We start from the raw sequence: 19,373 nt of genomic DNA on the forward strand, positions 1-19,373 counted from the left end.
GCATGCTAGCGGCACATCCTCGTCGTGCAACCACCTCATTTCCCCGGAAACACCGGTAGCACCTGCTTGAGGATGCCGGTACCGGTCTTGAGGCCGTTTTCGAGGATGCCACCGGCACCTTCCATGACCTTGCCGGGCAGTTTGGCGGCGTCTTCGCCGAGCACGGGTTTGAGCAATTCGGTGCCTTGGTTGAGCACTTGGCCGGGACTGTCGAGCAGCAGGGACATGCCGGCGGCACCGATCAAGCGTGAGCTGAGATCTTCCTGCGGCGCGTCGAGCGTGCCGGCGATGCGGACACGCGTCCATTGCAGGCCGGGCGGGCCGGTGGGATTGGTCTCGACGAACACGCGGCTGCTGGCGCCGGGAATGCTGCTCAAAGTTTCGGGCGTGACGCCGACCATGAGATCCCCTGTCACGTTGCGGCCCTGGAGGGTCAGCGCGCCTTCGATGCGCAGGAGGCCGTTGGATTGTACGATGATGTTCTCGATGCGCAGGGCGTCTCCCTGCGGCCGTAAGGTGGCGCTGCACAGGTCGAGCACGAGGCGGCTGAAGCGGTGGGTGTTGGTGTAGGTGACGAGCTTTTCGAGGATGGGCAGCCCTTGCAGCGCGCCGTTTTTGAGGGTGATGTCGGCCTTCCAGGCGGGCGGGGCGTTGCGTGTGCCGGACACATCAAGGTCGCCCTCGATCTTGCCGGAGAGACGCTGCTGCCACGCGGGATCGAGGAATTCATCGAGCGGGACGGCCGTGGCATGCATGAAGGCCTGCCACGCGCCGCTGTCATGCTTCAAGGAGCCGCGCAGCGTGGCTTCGGCACCCTGCTTCCAGCGCAGGGTGGCGTTGCTGAGCAGCAGTTGCTCGCGGCTGAGGCGCAGCGTGGCCTGGGTGAGGTCGAGTTTGAGCGGTTCTTTTTGCTGCGGGGGTTGGAAGGGCGTTTGCAGTGTGCCGCCGGTCAGCTTGGCGGGCATGGACTTTTCACCGCTGCTCCATTCACCGAGATGCAGGCGGGTCTCGGCGATTTTCCAGGCGTTCTTTTCAAAGTAGAAGCGCTGCACGTCGAAGCCGCTGAACTCAGTCTTGTTGGGAATGTAGCGCCGGAGGAAGGACGGGACGGATTCAGTCTCTGCTTCTGCTTCGATTTGCGCCGCAGACTCGCCTGCTGGGTCGTCGCCGGGTGCGGTGGCGGTGTGGCGTAGCGTGAGATCATCTGCTCCCGAGTTTTGGATGCGCCAGGAGCCGGTGCGGATGGCACCGAAGTCGAGCGCGGCACGGATGCCACCGGCATCGACGCTCCAGCCGCGGCCGGTTTCCAATGACAGATCGGTGAGCGTGGCGGTGTCGTCGTTCCAGAGGATCGGCGCGAGGCGTGCCCTGCCGCCCAGTTTCGCGGCGATCATTTCCTCGGCTTTGTGGTGGAAGTCATCCTTGCGCAGGTACGAGCGGATGTAGCCGGTGACCAGCGTGGGAGCCAGCAGCACGAGCATGATGCCGCTGACGATGAGCAGGCCTGCCAGCCACCACAGCCAGCGCAGCGGTGAGGAAGGGCGGCGGCTGGCGCTGGGGCGGGTGCGGCGTTGCATTTTATCGGTGGGGTTGAATTTTTTCATCGCCAGAGCGGCGGTCTCCGGCCTAGTTTCAGCTACTTATTTAACCTGTATGCTCAAAGCACTCAACGTTTGTCTTGAAGTCGATGGTCCGGGCGAGCCGGGCCCAAACAACTCGCTGTTTCTCCTGCGGGAGGTGAATTTCAACGTGCCGCCGGCGCATCTGGTGGCGATCGTGGGGCCGTCCGGCTGCGGCAAGACGACACTGCTCAAGGTGATCACCGGCATCCTACAGCAGACCGCCGGTGGGCTGCACTGGGATGGTCGCGATCTGAGCGACGAGGAAGATCTGCATCCCGGTGATCTCGGCTATGTGCCGCAGTTCAGCGTGGCCTATGATCTGCTGACGGTGGAAGAGAGCATCGCCAGCGCCATGACCTTGCGCACGCAATTGGCGCGGACGGAGGATTTCATTCCAGCGCTGGATCACATTCTCGAAGTGACCGGACTCACGCATCTGGCGGACCGGCAGGTGAAGGTGCTGTCGGGCGGTCAGAAACGCCGCCTGGGTCTCGCGCTGGAGCTTGTCACCGATCCATGCCTGCTGCTGTGCGACGAAGTCACGAGCGGTCTCGATCCAAAGTCGGAGCGTGAGATCACCGACCTGCTGCGCGTGCTGTCGCGTGGGCATCCCAAGCGTGTCGTCGTCAATGTCACCCACAGTCTCGCCAGCCTCGACGCCTATGACAGTGTGATGGTGATGTACCAGGGCGTGCTGGCGTATCACGGGCCGCCCAAGTCGATGATGCATTACTTTGCCGCCGAGCATCCCGAGGAGGTCTATCTCAAGCTCACGGAGCGCAAGAACACGGACTGGCAGGAGTCCTGGGAAAAGCACCGCGACACGTATTACAAGCGCCACGGTTTCGATGGCAAACGCGTGCTGCCGGAGGATGAAGCGGCGGCCAAGAACAGCGGGCCGTCCAGGACCACGGTGCGTGAAGGGCGTGCTGTCGCGGACGAGGAGAAGTCTGAGCCCGATGCCATCGAGCACCATGAATTTCCGCCCATCGAGCTGCCGTCTCTGCCGACGCAGTTGGTCGAGCTGCTGCGGCGGCGCTGGACGATCTTCCGCCGCGACAAGGCGCAGGTGTGGCTGCATCTGGCGATGCTGCTGGGCTTTCCGCTGCTCGTGGTGATCTTCGCGCTCGACGGCATCAAGCCGCTGCGAGCACTTTCCTCGCATCAGGATGCCAACGTCGTGGTCGAAATGGTGAACCAGCAAAAGTATCAGCAAGAGCAGCTCAAGGCTGGCGGACTCGTCTCTGGTTTGATCATGCTGCAGGTCGTGCTGGTCACGCTGATGGCCAGCAACAACGCCGCGCGCGAGATCGCGTCCGAGCGTCTGATTCTGGAGCGTGAAAAACTCGGTGGGCTGCATCCCTTCGCGTATGTGGGCAGCAAGGTGATCTTCCTCGGCTTCTTCGTGCTCGCGCAGAGTTTATGGATGGGCTTCTTCGTCGATATGGTCGTGGGAGGGCTGCCGGGAGATCTGGTCGTGAAGCTGGCGCTGCTCACGCTCGCCTCCGCCGCCATGACGAGCATCTGCCTTGGCATCTCCGCCATGAGCAAGACGCCGGAGAAGGCCACGATCCTGTGCATCTACCTCGTCGGTTTTCAGCTTCCGCTCTCCGGCGCCGTGCTCACGCTGCCGGACTGGCTGGAAAACTGGGTGCAGCCGCTCATCGCCGCGTTCTGGAGCTGGAGCGGCAGCCTCACCAGCATGCGCAGCACCGCGTTCTATGATGCCGTGCGTGCGGTGACCGACACCACGCTCGTCACGCCCGCTATCGCCGGCTTCGTGCTGTTCGTCCACGTCCTCGTCGGCCTCAGCATGTCCCTCGTCGGCGTGCAGCGCAGCCAGTGGGATTCGTGATCTTTGTTTAGAGCTTTCCAGCGGAGCGGAACCCCAGCCAGAAGAACCAAAGCATCGGCGGCAGCAGCGCCGCCAGACTTGTCCAGTGCCGCTTCGGCGGCGGTGCTGGGCGTGGATAGTCTGGCGTGAGACCGGCGGCGGTCATGCGGTCATAGAGATGCGGATGCACCAGCCGCTTGTTCATCACGGCGGGCATTTGATTCGCCTCGTAGAGTTTCTCCAAAGCTCGTGCATACACCGGACCTTCATCGTCGTTTGTCGCGGACATCGAGTCGGCACGGTTTTCCATCCGCTTCGCCACATTCTGCGTGAATCTCCGCACCAGCATCACGCCGAGAAAAATCCAGAACACGCCGAGAAAGTCGATGCGATGAACCACGGGCCGCGTGAAGGCGAAACCGAGCCAGCTCAGTCCGCCCAGCAGCCGGGCACAGCGCACGGCCAATGATTCACGCAAATGCGCCATCTCATGCTGCACCAGCGTGCGGACTTCATCGTCATTGAGCACCTCCATCGCCCGCGAAGTGACCACAATGCTGCGGATGAACATGAAGGCCACGGCGTTGGCGGTCACCGACTCCGCCACCCACGCCCGCGCCGGCCCGAGTCCGGCCTGCGCCGCCACCTCGTCCACAATCTGCCGCAGGCGTGGCGTTTGCGGCTGCTTGTCGCGATTGGGCAGCAGCAACAGCCACACGCCGGAGTAAATCACGCTCATGACCACTGCAGCGGCGGCGATGCGCAGCCAGTCGGTGCCGGTGACATTCACCGAAGTGCTGTAGGCCGTCCACGCCACCGTTCCCACCAGCGCGTAGATGATGCCTATCTTCCAGAACAACAGGCTCAGCCAGAAGCGCAGCGTGTAACGCGGCTCGATGCGGCGGTCGATGAGGAACGATGCGGCAAAGTAACCGGCCATGACGGCAAGCGCGATCGGCAGCATATGCGCATCATTCCGCTGCTCCAGCCACACGGCCGTGCCGATGGCCACCGCCCCGAGGAAGACAAAAAATCGCGCGACGCGTGCCATCCACAGCCAGCGTGCCCGCTCGGTCCAGTGTTCGTTGCGTGCCAGCCGCCATGGTCGCAGCGTGAGCCACATCAGCAGGTAGCTGTAGAGAGCGCTGGCGATGACCAGCAGGAGTGAGAGAACGGCAGGATGAAGCACCCCGACGGCTTAGTCGGCGGCAAAGCTTGTGCAAGCTGGCATCCATGTGGAAGGCCAGACAGCTCAAGTTATAACTACTTTGCTCGGACTACTTCGCGCTGAGGCGGATGTTGCGGAACCACGTTTCGTCGCCGTGCTCGGTCAGCATGATCTTGCCTTGGCCAGGAGCGAAGCCTTCCTTGCTCTTGAACTTGCTCTTCGCGATGCGCTCCTTCCATTCAGGCGTCGTGGTGTCTGCCTCACAGGCGAGAGCGCCATTGAGCCAATGCTGAATCTTACCGTCCTGCACGATGATCTTGCTCGTGTTCCACTCACCAGCGGGCTTCAAGGCTTTGTCCTTGGCGGGTTCCTTGATGTCGTAAATCGACGCGGTGGTGTGTGAGCCGCCCTTGAGGCCGTCAGGATGGCCGCTGTCGTCGATCATCTGGTATTCGATGCCGAGCCATTCCTTGCCGCCGATTTTGGTGACCCAGTATTTGATGCCGTTGTTGCCCTTGGGACCGACTTTCCATTCCCATTCGAGTTCGAAGTTCGTGTATTCGTTTTTGGAGATCAAATTGCCACCGCCTTTGCCAACGAGATGAATCGTGTTGTCGCCCTCGGTCGTCCAGCCGCCGGATGGCGCTTCGCCCGTCAGGTTGGTGAAATCAGCGAGCGTCAGGTGAACTGGCTCGGCGGCAGAGACGAACGAAGTGAGGGCGAGAGTGGCGAGGAGAATGCGCATGGCTGGGATTGGATGGATGTGGAGCATCAAACGCGAGACAATCCAGGTTACCAGCATCTTTTTCATTCGAGCGATATTCTGGTGCGACCGCCACGTTCTATCCCGCCTTATGAAATCCATCCTGATCCTCGCTCTGCTCGCTTCAGCGACTTTCGCTGCCGATGCCCCCAAAGCACCCGTCAAACGTGAGCGCAAACCGCAACCCTCGCTCGTGAAGGTCGAGGACGTTGCTGGTCTGCCACGCGTCTTGTTGATCGGCGATTCGATCTCGATGGGCTACACGCTCGACGTGCGCGAGATGCTCAAGGGCAAGGCCAACGTCCATCGCATCCCCACGAACGGCGGCCCGACGACCAACGGTCTCGCCAACATCAAGGCCTGGCTCGGCGAATCGAAGTGGGACGTGATTCATTTCAACTGGGGCCTGCACGACTTGAAATACATCGCCGAAGATCCTTCGAAGCGTGCCGATCCGAAAGCGCCCGGCTCGCATCTCCAGGTGCCGCTGGCCGATTATGAGAAGAACCTCGCCGAACTCGTCAAAACGATGCAGGCCACCGGCGCGAAGCTCATCTGGTGCGACACCACGCCGGTGCCAGCCGGTTCTGATGGCCGTGTTCAAGGTGATGAGGTGAAATACAACGAGGCTGCCGCCCGTGTGATGACCGCCGCTGGCATTCCGACGGACGACCTGCGCGCTCACGCCCTCAAACAGCTCTTGCACATGCAGCTTCCCGCCAACGTGCATTTCTCGCCCGAAGGTTATGGCTATCTCGCTCAAAAGGTCGCTGCTGTGATCACTGAATATCTGCCCAAGAAGTGAGCATGAAGCCGCTGGTCCTCCTTTTCGCGTCCGCCGCGTTGCTCAACGCCCAGGTCAAATCGCAGAATGAGCCCACTAACGCCGCTGAAACCGCCGCGAAGAAGGCGGCGGCGGACAAAATCGTTGATGAGCGCTACCAGGCTTGGAAAGCGAAGCTTCCTGCTGACCAGCAAGCGTGGGAAACCGTGCTGGAACAGAATCTCGGCAACGCGTTCTACCTGCCCATTCACAAAGCCGAAAAGATCGCGGGCAAATCCAACGCCTGGGATTTTGTGCAGGATGATTCCAAGCTGCCCCGCGTGCTCTTGATCGGCGATTCCATCTCACGCGGCTACACGCTCGATGTGCGCAAGGCCATGGCGGGCAAAGCCAACGTGCATCGTGCCCCGGAAAACTGCGGCCCCACGGCCAATGGCGTGAAGAAAATCGACATCTGGCTCGGTGCGGGCAAATGGGACGTGATTCACTTCAATTTCGGCATCCACGACCGCAAAACGCCCGCTGCCGATTACGAGCAGCGTCTTGAGACTCTCATCGCCCGCATGAAGCAAACCGGTGCGAAGCTCATCTTCGCCACCACCACGCCGGTGCCGCCCGACACGAAAGACGGCCCCGAAATCGTCACGCAGATCGCCGAGAAGAACGAAATCGCCCTGCGTGTGATGCAGAAGCACGGCGTCGCCATCGACGACCTCCACGCCTTCCTCACGCCACAGCTTGAAGGCATTGCCAATGCGCAGGATGTTCACTTCAACGCCAAAGGTTACGAACTCATGGGCCAGCAGGTGGCGAAGTCGATTGCCGCCTCACTTGCACCCAAAGCCACGACCTTCGTTATCCCACCGGACATCAACGGCCGCAAAACCATCGTGCCGCCGCCGGTGGCACCGAGGGCGGTGAAGGTGGGCATTTTTAATGGCAAGGGTGCCCCCAGTGACGGCATCAACAACGTGATCAACGTGCTCAAGACATTGCCGCAGGCGCAGGTGACACGCATCCCGGGAGAGCAGATGGGCAGCATCGACTTGAAGCCGTTCGATGTGGTCGTTTTCTCCGGTGGCACCGCCTCGCAGCAGTCGAAAAGCATCGGTGAGGCCGGATTGAAGAACGTGCGCGAGTTTGTGCGCAGCGGCGGTGGCTACTGCGGCATCTGCGCGGGTGCGTATCTCGCGTGCTCGAATTTTTCCTGGGGCCTCGGCATTCTCAATGCCAGCACCGTGTCATCCAAGTGGGCACGAGGCCGCGGCTTCATGGACATGGAGATCACACCGGATGGAAAACCGTTGCTGGGTGAGGTGAGCGGCCTTTTCAAAGTGCGCTATGCCAATGGCCCCATCATCAAGCCGGGTGATCGCACCGACATTTCACCGTATCGGCCCGTGGCGCTGTTTCGCAGCGAAATCGCGGAGAATGGCACCCCCGTCGGCGTCATGGTGAATTCACCGGCACAAGCTGTCGGCAGTTTCGGCAAAGGCCGCGTCTTCATCTCCAGCCCGCATCCTGAAAACACGCCCGGCCTCGAACACCTCATTCCCCGCGCCATTCTCTGGGCCGCAGGGCAGGATGTGCCGCTGAAGTGAGGCGGCATCCGCAGTGGACAGTTGGCACGGAAACCGCGTCTATGGGCTGCGCCAATCACGCGTCCTGCCAATGCCCAAAATAACTTCCCCGAAACCCCTCAGTAAGAACATTCACCTTCAGCGCTGGGTCAGCAAAATGGCCGCGTTGTGCAAGCCGGATAAAATTCACTGGGTGGACGGCTCTAAGGCTGAGTACGACCGCCTGTGCAATGAAATGGTGGATGCAGGCACTTTCACCCGGCTGAACGAGAAGCAGTGGCCCGGCTGCTTCTACGCGAAGTCTGATCCGAGTGATGTGGCACGCGTGGAGGAGCGCACGTTCATTTGCAGCAACTCCAAAGGTGGTGCTGGCCCGACGAACAACTGGATGGACCCGTTTGAGATGAAGGAGAAGCTGCGCAAGCTCTTCAACGGCTGCATGAAGGGCCGCACCATGTATGTGCTGGCCTTCAGCATGGGTCCGATTGATTCGCCGATGGCTCAGATTGGTGTGCAACTGACCGATTCGCCGTATGTGGTGGTGAACATGCGCATCATGGCGCGCATCGGGAAGAAGGTGTTTGAGATGATTGATAAATCGAAGAAGCGCGTGGTGCCGTGCATGCACAGTGTCGGTGCGCCGCTCAGAAAAGGGCAGAAGGATGTGCCCTGGCCGTGCAACAAGGAGAAGTACATCGTTCACTTCCCCGAGTTGCGTGAGATCTGGAGCTACGGCTCCGGTTATGGCGGCAATGCCTTGCTGGGCAAGAAATGTTTCGCGCTGCGGATCGCCTCAGCCATGGCGCGCGATGAAGGCTGGATGGCCGAGCACATGCTGATCCTCGGCGTCGAAGATCCGAAGGGGAAGAAAACGTATGTCGCCGCCGCGTTTCCGAGCGCCTGCGGCAAGACGAATTTCGCCATGCTCATCCCGCCGCAGTACTTCATCGAGAAAGGCTGGAAGATCTGGACCGTGGGCGATGACATCGCGTGGATCAAACCCGGCGCGGATGGCCGTCTGCATGCGATTAATCCTGAAGCTGGCTTTTTCGGCGTTGCTCCGGGCACGAGCGATAAGACGAATCCCAACGCGATGGCCTCGCTGCGGAAGAACACCATCTTCACCAACGTGGCCCTCACGCCCGATGGCGGCGTGTGGTGGGAAGGCATGACGGATGAATCGCCTGCCAAATGTACCGACTGGCAGGGCAACCTGTGGACGCCCGAAATCGCGAAGGAGAAAGGTGTCAAGGCTGCGCACGCGAACTCGCGCTTCACCGCACCAGCCTCGCAGTGCCCCACGATTGATCCTGATTGGGAAAAGCCGGAAGGCGTTCCCATCAGCGCGATCATTTTCGGCGGACGTCGTGCCACCACGATGCCGCTGGTGTTTCAGGCCTTCAATTGGAGCTTCGGTGTGTACATCGGCGCCACGATGGGCAGTGAGATGACCGCCGCCGCCGCCGGCACCATCGGCAAGGTGCGCCGCGACCCGATGGCCATGCTGCCGTTCTGCGGCTACCACATGGGCGACTACTTCCGCCACTGGATCAGCATGCAGCGCACGCTGAGCGAAACGCCGCGTGTCTTCCATGTGAACTGGTTCCGCAAAGACGCCGACGGCAAATTCCTCTGGCCCGGCTTCAGTGAAAACATGCGTGTGCTCAAATGGATCGTCGATCGCTCGAACGGCCACGGTAAATCGAAGGAAACGCCCATCGGTTGGGTGCCGAACTACGCCGACATCGACTGGAAGGGCCTCGATTTCCCCAAAGAGAAGTTCGAGGAGCTGCAACGCTTCGACCGCGCCGCCTGGCGTGCCGAGATCCTCTCCCACGAAGAGCTTTTCCTCGATTTGAAGTCTCATCTCCCCAAAGAGCTGATCTACGAGCGCGAGTTGCTAATCTGCCGGATGTGAATCGTAGCCAATCTCGCCAGAGATTGGAGGCTGCGCACTCGCAAAACAGCCACCATCCACGCTCTGGCGAGCGTGGCTACGCCCGTGGCCGCGTGCAGCAGCCTGTGGCCATTCTCGCCAGAGAATGGAGGCCGCGCCCTCGCAAAACACGCACCATCCACGCTCTGGCGAGCGTGGCTACGGTGGCCGCGTTCGCCAGAACGCGGAGGTGTGCTCGCTTTCAAGCCGTCTGGTATAAATGGCCCAGAGTTCACGTTTGATGGTCCTCCCAATTATGAAACTCGCCTTCCTTCCGTTCCTCCTCGCCGCCTCATTGCAGGCACAAACCGCCGCTCCAGCGGTTAAACCGGCTCCCGCGCCAAAACGTGCGCCCACGCAGGCGAATGTGGCCTACGGCACGCATGAGCGGCAGGTGCTCGACTTCTACAAGGCGGAGTCCAGTAAGCCGACACCGCTGCTGTTCTTCATTCACGGCGGTGGCTGGGTGGCGGGCGACAAGGCCAATCCTGGCGAACTCGCAGCCTGTCTCGCCGCTGGCATTTCCGTCGTCTCCATCAACTACCGCTACTCCTGGCAGGCGCAGCTTGCCGGTGTGATGCCGCCGGTGCAGTGGCCGCTGGAGGATGCAGCGCGTGCCTTGCAGTTCGTGCGCAGCAAGGCGGGCGAGTGGAACATCGACAAACAGCGCATTGGTGCCAGCGGTGGCAGCGCAGGCGCGTGCAGCAGCCTCTACCTCGCCTTCCACGACGATATGGCCGATCCCAAGAGCAGCGATCTCATTGCCCGCGAATCCACCCGCCTCTGGTGTGCGGCGGTGAGTGGCGCACAGACCTCGCTCGACCCGAAACAGCTCAAGGAATGGACGCCGAACAGCCGCTATGGCGGCCACGCCTTCGGTTTCATGGACCCGAACGAACGCAAGACCCGCGACACCCGCTTCGCCGAGTTCTTGGAGAAGCGCGAGTCCGTGCTGAAGTGGATCAAGATGTACTCGCCTTATGAACTCGTCTCCAAGGACGATCCGCCGGTCTATCTCTACTACTCATCGGCCCCCGCCATCGGCCAGGAGCAAAAAGACCCCACCCACACCGCCAACTACGGCGTCAAACTCCAGGAGCACTGCCAGGCCCTCGGCACCGAATGCGAACTTACTTTTCCCGGTGCCCCAAACGTGAAGCACAAGAACATCGCGGAGTTCTTGATCACGACGCTGAGGAAGTGACTCTCCCTGAAATCTGGCGTGTAACATTGATATACCCAACGTCACCATGATTGGTGAATCTTTACTGCGGAGTCGTGGAGTCGTGGAGTCGTGGAGTGCTGGAATGCAGAACTCCATCCCGCCATCACTCCAAAGGCCCGGGACTCCCAAATCTTGATGATGCGAGGTATATATTCTCCCGCCTGATCCGCATCACTGGTGCGACCGCTTCTGGCCACTTCTTTCCACGGGGCGGAGGGATTGGCGCGGTGCAGGAACACGCGGCACCTGCGCGCGGATTTCGGTGCGCGACCCCAGGCCCTTTGAGTCCCGGGCCATGGGATGCGCATGTGTATCCAACGGCTGGATATTGCCCGCTGAAACCTTGGCCACGTCTTTGCGTGTTAGGTTTTTCGCGGTTGTTTTTGGCAGGGCAGGCACCGTCTCTTTCGGTGTTTGGTTTTTCACGGTTGGGGCGGGGGGCTGTTTTGGTTTCATTTAGTTAGGTGGTGTTGCGAATGCTCCAATTGGGCGGTCGTCAGTCCTGCGATGCCTGCGCTCACGGCACAGACATCGGCCTGTTCGTGTTCGGCAAGTGCGGGCACCGACGTTGCCATCCAGGCTGAATCCGATGGTCCCGAGTGGTTGTTCATCGCTGAGTATAGGCGAGCGACCCTGGGTGGTCACAATGGGGTGTTCACCCACTCGGCGGCCTTGCTTTCAAATCGTTACGGTGGGCGCGCACCGGCGGCGCCGGTTAAAGCTGGCGGCGCAGCGTTCCTGCGATCTCGTCGAAAAACTTCCCGATTGCGGACCGGTTCTTGAACTCCGAGCGCGTCATCAGGCGCGACTTGAGCTTGTCTGTTTCGAAAATTTTGACCTGCTCGGCGGCGAATGCGGCATCGTAGATGTTCAGGTTTGCCTCGTCGTTTAGGCGGAAGGAGCGATCGTCAAAATTGGTCGAGCCGACCGAAACCCACACATCATCCACGATGATGACCTTGCAGTGGTACATTGTGGGCTGGTATTCGTAGATTGCGATCCCGGCATCCAGCAGATTGTTCCAGCGGGAGCGGGAGGCGCTCTGGACGATGCGCTCGTCCGTGTGCGGGCCGGGCACGATGATTTCAATCTTCACATCGCGCCTGCGTGCGCTGATAAAAGTCTGAATGGCCAGGTCGTCCGGCACGAAGTAGGCGGCTTGGAGGCGGATGGTTTTGGCCGCTGATGCGATGGACAGCAGATACATCAGGCGCACGCTTTCGCTGCCTTCGCCACGCGAACTCTTGAACACTTGCGCCAGTGAATCCCCAATGGGCTGCAAAGGCGGATAGTAGTCTGGACCCAGGAGAACCTTGGCCCGGGTCTTGATCCAATTATCGCCGAAGGCCGCCTGCATCTGTGCCACCGCCGGGCCTTCAAGTTGATAATGAGAGTCACGCCAATGGTCCTGCGACTCCGCGTTTCCAGTCCATTGATCGGCGATGCCCACGCCCCCGGTGAATCCGATCCGGCCATCCACCACGAGCAGTTTGCGGTGTGTGCGGTTGTTGATGCGCGTGATTGTATGCCAGCGGATCGGGTGATAGCGCTCGACTTCGACTCCGGCGGCTTGCATGTCCTCGAGGTAGCTGGCTTCGAGCTTCCCGCAGCCCACCCAGTCCAGCATCACATGGACTTTCACACCAGCGCGGGCACGCTCGCACAACGCTACGGAAAACTTTTTGCCAATGTCTCCCGACCAGTAAATATAAGTTTCAAACGTGATGGTTTTCTGTGCGCCGCGGATGGCGTCGAGCATCGCCGGGAAAATTTGATCGCCGTTTTGCAGAGCCTTGATCCGGTTGCCAGGAAGAATGCCCGGCCCGAGCAACTGCCCCATGCTGAGCAGGAACTGCGGGTCTTCTACGGTGAAGTCGTGGGTCAGCGCATAGCGGATCTGTTTCTCGCTCGTCCGCAGATTGAGCAGCAGGATGGAAAGAACAACGCTGGCCGAAAGAGTGATCAGAATTGTGAGCCACATTTTGGTTTTGCTCCCGAGTTGGCGATCGTTTGAAAGCCTTCCATCGCCCCTTTTCGCGTTCATGATCTTGTTGAGGCGTGAGGGCAGGCCGCTGACAAAATCCTTCATCTCCAGCAGCGGGCTGAACAGATTGCCCGGTGTGGCGTTCTTGCTCTTGGCGGCGAGCTTCATGGGCCGGGCCTTTATTCGGCGCGATCACGCCGCTGTTGCAGCTCGATCAGGTGACCTGAAAGCGGCGGCAGCAGGGTGTGACGGATGAGTTCCTTGGCGGCGTCCGCCACATCGGCATTGGCGAGCGCATTCTCATACTGGCTGATGCCCAGCTCCTCGCCGGCTTGCAGCAGATGCAGGGCAGGGGATGCGCCGATGAGCGTGGCCGCGCCTTCGAGCGCCACCACAAAGCCGCCCCACAGGCCGGTGCCTTCAGCCGGTTCGGCACCGTGCGCCGCGACCAGTTTGCGCAGTTCATCGGCGTTGTTTTTGTGAACGGCACGCATGCGCTCCAGCGAGGCGTCGCCGGATGGATGCGCGTACTTGTCAATTGCCTGGGTATAGGTTTTGACGGCGGCGATTTCACCGATCAGCAGCGTGTTGCAGATGTCGATGGTCTGGTCAGTGGCGGTCATGGAATGAGGGGTGAAGGTGTTGAGGTTGCGACAAAAAAGAAGCTGTGGCAGCGCTGCGGGGGGTCGCAGCAACTGCCACAGCAGTAGTGGTAAAAAAGGGGGCGCGGGAATCAACTCGCCGCATCCACCTGACACCAACAGGGTTACTTGGCGGCGAGTTCCTTGGCCTTGTCGAGATGGGCTTTCAGCGCTGGCAGGGTCTTTTCAGCGAACGCCTTTACATCGGCGTTTTTGGCGTCCTTGGCGGCATCTTCAAAGTTGCTCACGCCTTTTTTGTGGCTGCTCACCAGGGTGTCGAGGAATTCCTTGTCGAATTCCTTGCCGCTGAGTTTTTCCAGCTTCTGGAACGTGTCGGCATGCTTGGGGTCGATGACATCGGAAAGTTCAATGCCCTTGGTGGTGGCCAGGGCTTTCAACTCTTCGTTCACCTTGGTGTGATCAGCCGCGATCATCGTGGCGAATGCTTTCACGTCCGCGTTTTCGGCCTTCTTCACGCCGAGTTCGGCCACCTTCACTTCGGCCATGCCGGCTGCTGCCGCATGCTTGACGAATTTCACATCGGCAGCGTCGAGGGTGTCTTTTTCAGCGGCGTTGCCGTGTGGGGCGAGCAGGAACATGCCGCACAAGGCGAGCGTGGTGGTGGAGAGGCGGAGGATGGATGGGGTTTTCATGGGTGTCTGTGTTTGGTTTGCCTGTGAGGTTATAGTTGGTTTCACAGGCCGCATTGTTATGTGTCGCGCAGCGCGTTCGCCATGGGGTGAAACCCGACTCTTTTACCGATCATCTGACGGCGAAGCTGAGGGCTTGAAGCAAAAAGCCCTGCAACCGTGTCACGGGATGCAGGGCTGATAGGGTGAGCATGAACCTGCTGGCATTCAGGTGCAGCCGCGCAGCACGAAGAACAGGAGCAGGACGGGAATGGGGATGCCGAGCAGCCACAGGAGCGCCCAGCCAACTTTGCCATCCGCGTGTTTGCGACTCTTGGGTGTTTTCATAAAGGTCTTTCTTGGATTCACTGCTCGTTAGGTTAGAACAAACGCGGTTCATTCGCCATGGGGTGAAACCCGACAGCTATTCTCAAGGGCGCGTTCTTGGTTGGATGCTCAATACTTGGCGCGTCCGCGGTGGATTTGGTCTTGCAGGCTCAACTGCGACCACAGGTACTCCTCGCAGGCATCAATCGCCATCTCATCGAGAAAGCGGTGCAGGGTGGTCGCCACGAACAGCCGGGAGGCCATGCCAAACTCGGCATGGATGTCTTCGAAGACGCGCATGTGGTAGATGAGAATGGCGCGCAGGTGCTTGAGTTCGCGCAGCACTTCGGGGAGTTCATAGCCCTGCTGCTGCCGTGCGGCACCGTGCTCTTCGGCATCTTTGATGGTTTGCTCGGCCACGGCCTCGCTGCCGTAGCGGCGAAGCGTGTCGGTCAGATCATCAAAAATTTCTGGGAGGTGGTTCTTGAGCGCTTTCGTGTTCAAAGTCTCGGTCGCGATGATCGCCGCGTCGCCGCGCACCCGCTCCAGCCATTCGTTGATGATCGCTTCCTTGCGCGCGCTGAGATAGTCGGCCAGGAGGGCGTTGACGCTGCCGGGAAGCGTCTCTGATGTTGGCATTATTGGGGAAATCATAGTGGCGTAGGCTGACTTAGTTTATTGGCGACACATTTTGGCGATGATCAAAAGACGCCGCCACCCAGGAGATAAAGCCGGGAGTATTCGATGGCGGCAAACAGGTGGGAATCATAGGGCGGTGGTGGTTGGTTGGATTCTCTGGGTTCAGTGGGGTTGCGCAGCGCGGATGAATATCGTGCGCCTGCTGCATTCACCATGGGGTGTAACCCGACTGCATTGAGCGGGCCTCGTTCCGCGACCTGAAAGTCACCCGTGATCATGCCGAGTCGGGTTTCACCCCATGGCAAAGAGACCGGCGACGAACGAGGCATAGCTGCGTCAACCAAACCAACCCACACCCATCAACTCATGAAAAAACTACTGTTTCTACTCCCCGCTCTCTGCCTCGCGCAATTGCCCCTCCACGCGCAGGTCACTGTCGTTCCTGCATCTCCGGCAACGGCGGGTGTCGTCGTGGTGCAGCAACCGTCCATCGTCGTGCGCACCCTCGATCCCGTGGTCGTGCAGCGTCAGTTGTCGATGGCGCCCAAGGTGGTGATCGTGACGGCCGCGCCGCAGACGGCGGTGAAGACCACCAAAACGACCACTGTCGTGGACACTCCCGGCCAGCCGCGCCGGGTGTATAATTCAGAGCGCAGCATTGTCGTGGTGGAAGATCAGGGCCAAAGCCGCGAGCTGCCGTATGTGACATTGCCGGTGCTGTTTGTGAAGGAAACGGCGGAACTGCTCAGTGAGGAGTCGCGTGCCGCGCTGCAGGATGTGGCCGCCGTGATCCTTGCCGTCAGCAAGATCGAGACGGGTGCCGTGTATGACATCGAAGGCCACACCAGCACCGATGGCACGGATGAATTCAACCTGTCACTGTCAGCGGCTCGTGCTCAGCGCGTGTTTGACGAACTCACCCAGCGCTACGGCGTGCCAGCCAGCGTTTTGAGCGCCCATGGCTACGGCGAGAGCTTCCCCATGTATCCCAAAGGCAACGAAGCCGAGATGCAGCAGGACCGCCGCGTGCTGGTGGTGCGGACGAAATAGAGTCAGGCTCAGCGCGCCAAGGCAGTCGTAACACCGATCCCGTGTCCGCAAGGACACGGGATTTTTTAGCTTCATCCGTGAAGTGGGCGCGATGAAGTGTGAAAGCATCGGCCTGAAGGGCCGCAGGATTCCAGCCCAGGGCGAAAGCCCTGGGAAAACGTGAGGACCATCCAGCTCAAGGTCATGGCGCTCTGAAAGAGCGCAGGAGGGCTGCCCCAGCCGTTCCTGCGCTCTTTCAGAGCGCGACCTGCGGGCCATACGCCAGATGGTTCGCCGACCCAGGGCGGCAGTCGCCAAGGCTCTTTTGCCCTGGGCTGGGTTCCTGCGCGCCGTTGGCGCGGTCAGTCGCGTTTGCCTGAGCCAGTGCGCCCGCGCGAACTTCCCGGATGAGCCGTTTTTATCGGCGCCGCCTACTTTTCCCGATGGGCACCTCGGCGCGGACGGTGGTGCCATGGCCGGGGATGGATTCGACGCTGAACTTGCCGCCGACCATTTCGATGCGTTCGCGCATGCCGGTGAGGCCGAGGCGGTGGCTCCATTGCACGGAGGACAGGCGCTCCACGTCGAAGGCTTTGCCGTCGTCGGCGATTTCGAGACACACGCTGCCACGGATTTTTTGCAGGCTGACTTTCACGACGCGGGCACGCGCATGTTTGGCCACGTTGACGAGCGCTTCCTGCGCGACGCGGTAGAGGACGGTGCGTTTGTCGTTGTCGAGGGCTTCGACCTCAGGAGACGCGGTGAAGAGAATCTGGCGGCCTTTGCGCTTGGGGATTTCGTCAATGTAGGTGCGCAGGGCAGGGATCAGGCCGAGCTGGTCGAGCATCGCGGGGCGTAGCTCGCGGGCATAGTCGTGGACGATCTTCACGGATTTCTCCACCAGTTCACGCACCGGGGCGATGGCACGCGGATTGACCTCCGCCGTGCGGGTGAAGACGGCCAGCCGCACATTGATGCCGATCAAGACCTGGCTGATTTTGTCATGCAGCTCATGGCTGATCTCTTTGCGCTGATTCTCCAGCGCGAGGAGGTTCTGATGCGACATCTGGCGCACTTGCTTCTGCAACTCACGCGATTGTTTCAGCAGCTCATGCGCAAGCTGCTCGCTCTTCGTGAGGGCGGCCTCCACCGCCTGACGGCGGATGATTTCCTGCTTCAATTTCGCGTTGGAGGCGGTCATCACCTCCAGACGGAGCTGCGCGCCTTCGATGCGCTTGCGCTCGGTGATGTCGTTGAAGAAGCAGACCACGCGATGCTCGCCGGAGGGCAGGATCACGCGCTGGATCTGCCACTCGTAGATCTCCTGCGCGTCGGTATCCTTGCGCTGTGCGGCGAACTCGGGTGACTGATACGGCTCACCGGTCTTCAGCGTGTGCTGAAAGTGTTTCACGATTTGATCCGCGACCCGTTTGGGCCAGAGGATGTGGATGACTTCGGCATAGTCGCGACCGATCAGCTTGTGGACGTTTTTGAACACGGGCAGCGCCTTGGGATTGACCTGAATCAGCCGCATTTGGTCATCCACGACATAGACGCCGATGGGGGCCTGGCTGAAGAGCGCGGCGAACAGCGCTTCATTGCGGCGCAGGATGTCCTCGACCTGTTTGCGCTCGGTGATGTCCACGACCACGGCATGACATTCCACGCCGTTGAGCATGCGCTTGGCCTCGATGTTGACGAACATGGACGGCTGACCCTCTCTCAGCAGCTCGTAATCTTGGGATTGTTTGGTTTCGTCCACAAACACCCGCGTGAGGAAGGCATTGAACGCGGGACGCTGCTCGGTGGCAAGCAGCAGGCCAAAACGGCGGCCCACCAACTGGGAGCGATCCATGCCGACCAGCGAGGACCCGGTGAGATTGACCTGATGAATGGTGCCGTTGGAGGTCAGCGTGAAATAGCCGACCGGGGCGAAGTCATAGAGGTCGGTGTATTTCTCCAGGCCTGCATCCAGCGCGGCCTTGGCTTGTTTGAGTTCCTCATTTTGCATTTCCAGCTCGATCTGGTGGATCTGCAGTTCCTGGAGGATGCGGAGGCCGTTGGCCTGGGTTTCGAGGCGCTCCGCCTTGGCGGATTGCTCACGCAGCCGGCGTTCAGCACGGCGGCGCAGGTCGGCGGTGTCTGTCACGGGCTTGAGCTGTTTTTTCATCGTTTGGCTTTCACTACGGCGCTGGCGGCTGTTCGGCTCACTTGGGCCTTGGCCTTGTTGCGTAACTGTTTGGCATGTTGGACTTCCAACTGCCCCTCGGCACGGCCCAGCGCGCGGCCTTGCTCAGCCGAGTGCGTGGTCAGATCGCTGTTCGTCTCGCGCAGTTTGGCCTCCACTTTTTTGGCGGCGGTGATGTCGGCAAAGGTGATGACCACGCCGTCGATGCGGTTGTCCATGGTGCGGTAGGGCATGATGCGCACGCTGAACCAGCGTCCGTCGCCGGTGGTGATGGCGCGTTCGCAAAAGACCAGCGTGCGCAGCACCTCGTGCGCGTCTTCGACCAGGGCGGGATAGAGCAGGTCGGAGGCGAGGTCGGTGATGGGCCGGCCGACGTCGCTAGGGATCAACTTGATGATGGCCTTGGCCTGCAAGGTGAAGCGCCGCACCTGCAGCTCGTTGTCCAGGAACACGGTGGCGATGTCCGTGCTGTTGAGCAGGTTCTTCATGTCGTTGTTCGCGGCGGAGAGCTCGTCCAGCTTGGCCTGCAGCTCGGCGTTGACGGTTTGCAGCTCTTCATTCAGCGACTGCATCTCCTCCTTCGAGGTGGTGAGTTCCTCGTTGGTGGACTGCAACTCCTCGTTGGTGGATTGCAGCTCCTCGTTCATGGACTTGAGTTCTTCCTGCGAGGACTGCATCTCCTCACGGTTCGCCCGCACTTCTTCGCGGGCGCGTTGCAGTTCCCGCTCCAGCTCGCGCTGCCGGGGGCTGCGGGCCGAGGCTTTGTCCTTGCCGCCTTTGCTGCTCGTTTCGACCAGGATGACCGAGTCGGAAAACACGATCAGCACCATGCCCGCCAGTTCCTTGGGTTCATCGAGCGGGCCATCGAGACTTTCCCGTGGGGTTTTATGTGCCATTGAGGAGGCTTGGAGTTGTGTGCGCGACACCCAGGGATCAGATGCGTCGCTCCGTGCAAGGGGCAGTCCGGCATAACTCGCTGCGCTCGGCCTGCGCTGCGCTGGGCACTTATTCCGGCTGCCCCTTG

15 protein-coding genes and 1 pseudogene are annotated in these 19,373 nt (G+C 60.5%); 6 read left to right on the forward strand and 10 right to left on the reverse strand.

Annotated features, from left to right (window positions below):
• Positions 1-35 precede the first annotated feature (35 nt).
• On the reverse strand, positions 36-1,577 hold the full coding sequence (locus ACKVY0_RS02395; RefSeq protein WP_409213188.1) for a hypothetical protein: 1,542 nt from the start codon (positions 1,575-1,577) through the stop codon (positions 36-38).
• Between the two features lie 76 nt (positions 1,578-1,653).
• On the opposite strand from ACKVY0_RS02395, the gene ACKVY0_RS02400 reads away from it, so the two are divergent.
• On the forward strand, positions 1,654-3,477 hold the full coding sequence (locus ACKVY0_RS02400) for an ATP-binding cassette domain-containing protein (RefSeq protein WP_409213189.1): 1,824 nt from the start codon (positions 1,654-1,656) through the stop codon (positions 3,475-3,477).
• 7 nt (positions 3,478-3,484) lie between these two features.
• Here ACKVY0_RS02400 and ACKVY0_RS02405 read toward each other — a convergent pair whose 3' ends face one another.
• Positions 3,485-4,645 carry a M48 family metalloprotease gene (locus tag ACKVY0_RS02405; protein ID WP_409213190.1) on the reverse strand — a complete coding sequence of 387 codons (1,161 nt, stop codon included), beginning with the start codon at positions 4,643-4,645 and terminating at the stop codon, positions 3,485-3,487.
• 88 nt (positions 4,646-4,733) lie between these two features.
• Positions 4,734-5,369 carry a DUF1080 domain-containing protein gene (locus tag ACKVY0_RS02410; protein ID WP_409213191.1) on the reverse strand — a complete coding sequence of 212 codons (636 nt, stop codon included), beginning with the start codon at positions 5,367-5,369 and terminating at the stop codon, positions 4,734-4,736.
• Between the two features lie 109 nt (positions 5,370-5,478).
• Between ACKVY0_RS02410 and ACKVY0_RS02415 the strand changes: the two genes are divergently transcribed.
• From ACKVY0_RS02415 to ACKVY0_RS02430, 4 genes are all read left to right on the forward strand, one after another.
• Complete coding sequence (locus ACKVY0_RS02415) at positions 5,479-6,192, forward strand: SGNH/GDSL hydrolase family protein (RefSeq protein WP_409213192.1); 714 nt, start codon at positions 5,479-5,481, stop codon at positions 6,190-6,192.
• 2 nt (positions 6,193-6,194) lie between these two features.
• Positions 6,195-7,772 carry a GDSL-type esterase/lipase family protein gene (locus ACKVY0_RS02420; RefSeq protein ID WP_409213193.1) on the forward strand — a complete coding sequence of 526 codons (1,578 nt, stop codon included), beginning with the start codon at positions 6,195-6,197 and terminating at the stop codon, positions 7,770-7,772.
• Positions 7,773-7,842: 70 nt separating this feature from the next.
• On the forward strand, positions 7,843-9,669 hold the full coding sequence (locus tag ACKVY0_RS02425) for a phosphoenolpyruvate carboxykinase (GTP) (protein WP_409213194.1): 1,827 nt from the start codon (positions 7,843-7,845) through the stop codon (positions 9,667-9,669).
• 274 nt (positions 9,670-9,943) lie between these two features.
• Positions 9,944-10,891, forward strand: coding sequence for an alpha/beta hydrolase fold domain-containing protein (locus ACKVY0_RS02430; protein WP_409213195.1), 948 nt, complete (start codon positions 9,944-9,946; stop codon positions 10,889-10,891).
• 192 nt (positions 10,892-11,083) lie between these two features.
• Here the strand turns inward: ACKVY0_RS02430 and ACKVY0_RS02435 are convergent, their stop codons facing one another.
• The 5 genes from ACKVY0_RS02435 to ACKVY0_RS02455 form a co-directional block, all read right to left on the reverse strand.
• Positions 11,084-11,338, reverse strand: coding sequence for a hypothetical protein (locus ACKVY0_RS02435; protein ID WP_409213196.1), 255 nt, complete (start codon positions 11,336-11,338; stop codon positions 11,084-11,086).
• A 289-nt stretch (positions 11,339-11,627) separates the two neighbouring features.
• Entirely contained in the window at positions 11,628-12,893 is a 1,266-nt protein-coding gene (locus ACKVY0_RS02440; protein ID WP_409213202.1) for a phospholipase D-like domain-containing protein, read from the reverse strand.
• Between the two features lie 182 nt (positions 12,894-13,075).
• A complete protein-coding gene (locus tag ACKVY0_RS02445) occupies positions 13,076-13,519 on the reverse strand; it encodes a DUF2383 domain-containing protein (protein WP_409213197.1) in 444 nt (147 codons plus the stop codon).
• Between the two features lie 143 nt (positions 13,520-13,662).
• The gene (locus ACKVY0_RS02450; RefSeq protein ID WP_409213198.1) at positions 13,663-14,190 is read right to left on the reverse strand and encodes a DUF4142 domain-containing protein; all 528 of its coding nucleotides are present in this window, start codon (positions 14,188-14,190) and stop codon (positions 13,663-13,665) included.
• A gap of 432 nt (positions 14,191-14,622) precedes the next feature.
• On the reverse strand, positions 14,623-15,132 hold the full coding sequence (locus ACKVY0_RS02455) for an RsbRD N-terminal domain-containing protein (protein WP_409213199.1): 510 nt from the start codon (positions 15,130-15,132) through the stop codon (positions 14,623-14,625).
• A 366-nt stretch (positions 15,133-15,498) separates the two neighbouring features.
• Here ACKVY0_RS02455 and ACKVY0_RS02460 point away from each other — a divergent pair, with 366 nt between their 5' ends.
• Entirely contained in the window at positions 15,499-16,182 is a 684-nt protein-coding gene (locus ACKVY0_RS02460; protein ID WP_409213200.1) for an OmpA family protein, read from the forward strand.
• A gap of 397 nt (positions 16,183-16,579) precedes the next feature.
• On the opposite strand, the gene ACKVY0_RS02465 is transcribed toward ACKVY0_RS02460, so the two are convergent.
• Positions 16,580-18,331, reverse strand: a complete 1,752-nt coding sequence (locus tag ACKVY0_RS02465) for a PAS domain-containing protein (protein ID WP_409213201.1) — start codon at positions 18,329-18,331, stop codon at positions 16,580-16,582.
• A pseudogene (locus ACKVY0_RS02470) lies at positions 18,328-19,206 on the reverse strand (PAS domain-containing protein); the annotation flags it as partial. The pseudogene ACKVY0_RS02470 and the gene ACKVY0_RS02465, both read right to left, overlap by 4 nt.
• Between the last annotated feature and the right edge of the window lie 167 nt (positions 19,207-19,373).

Origin of the sequence: Prosthecobacter sp. (assembly GCF_046154365.1) — a bacterium.
Taxonomy (GTDB): Bacteria; Verrucomicrobiota; Verrucomicrobiia; order Verrucomicrobiales; family Verrucomicrobiaceae; genus Prosthecobacter.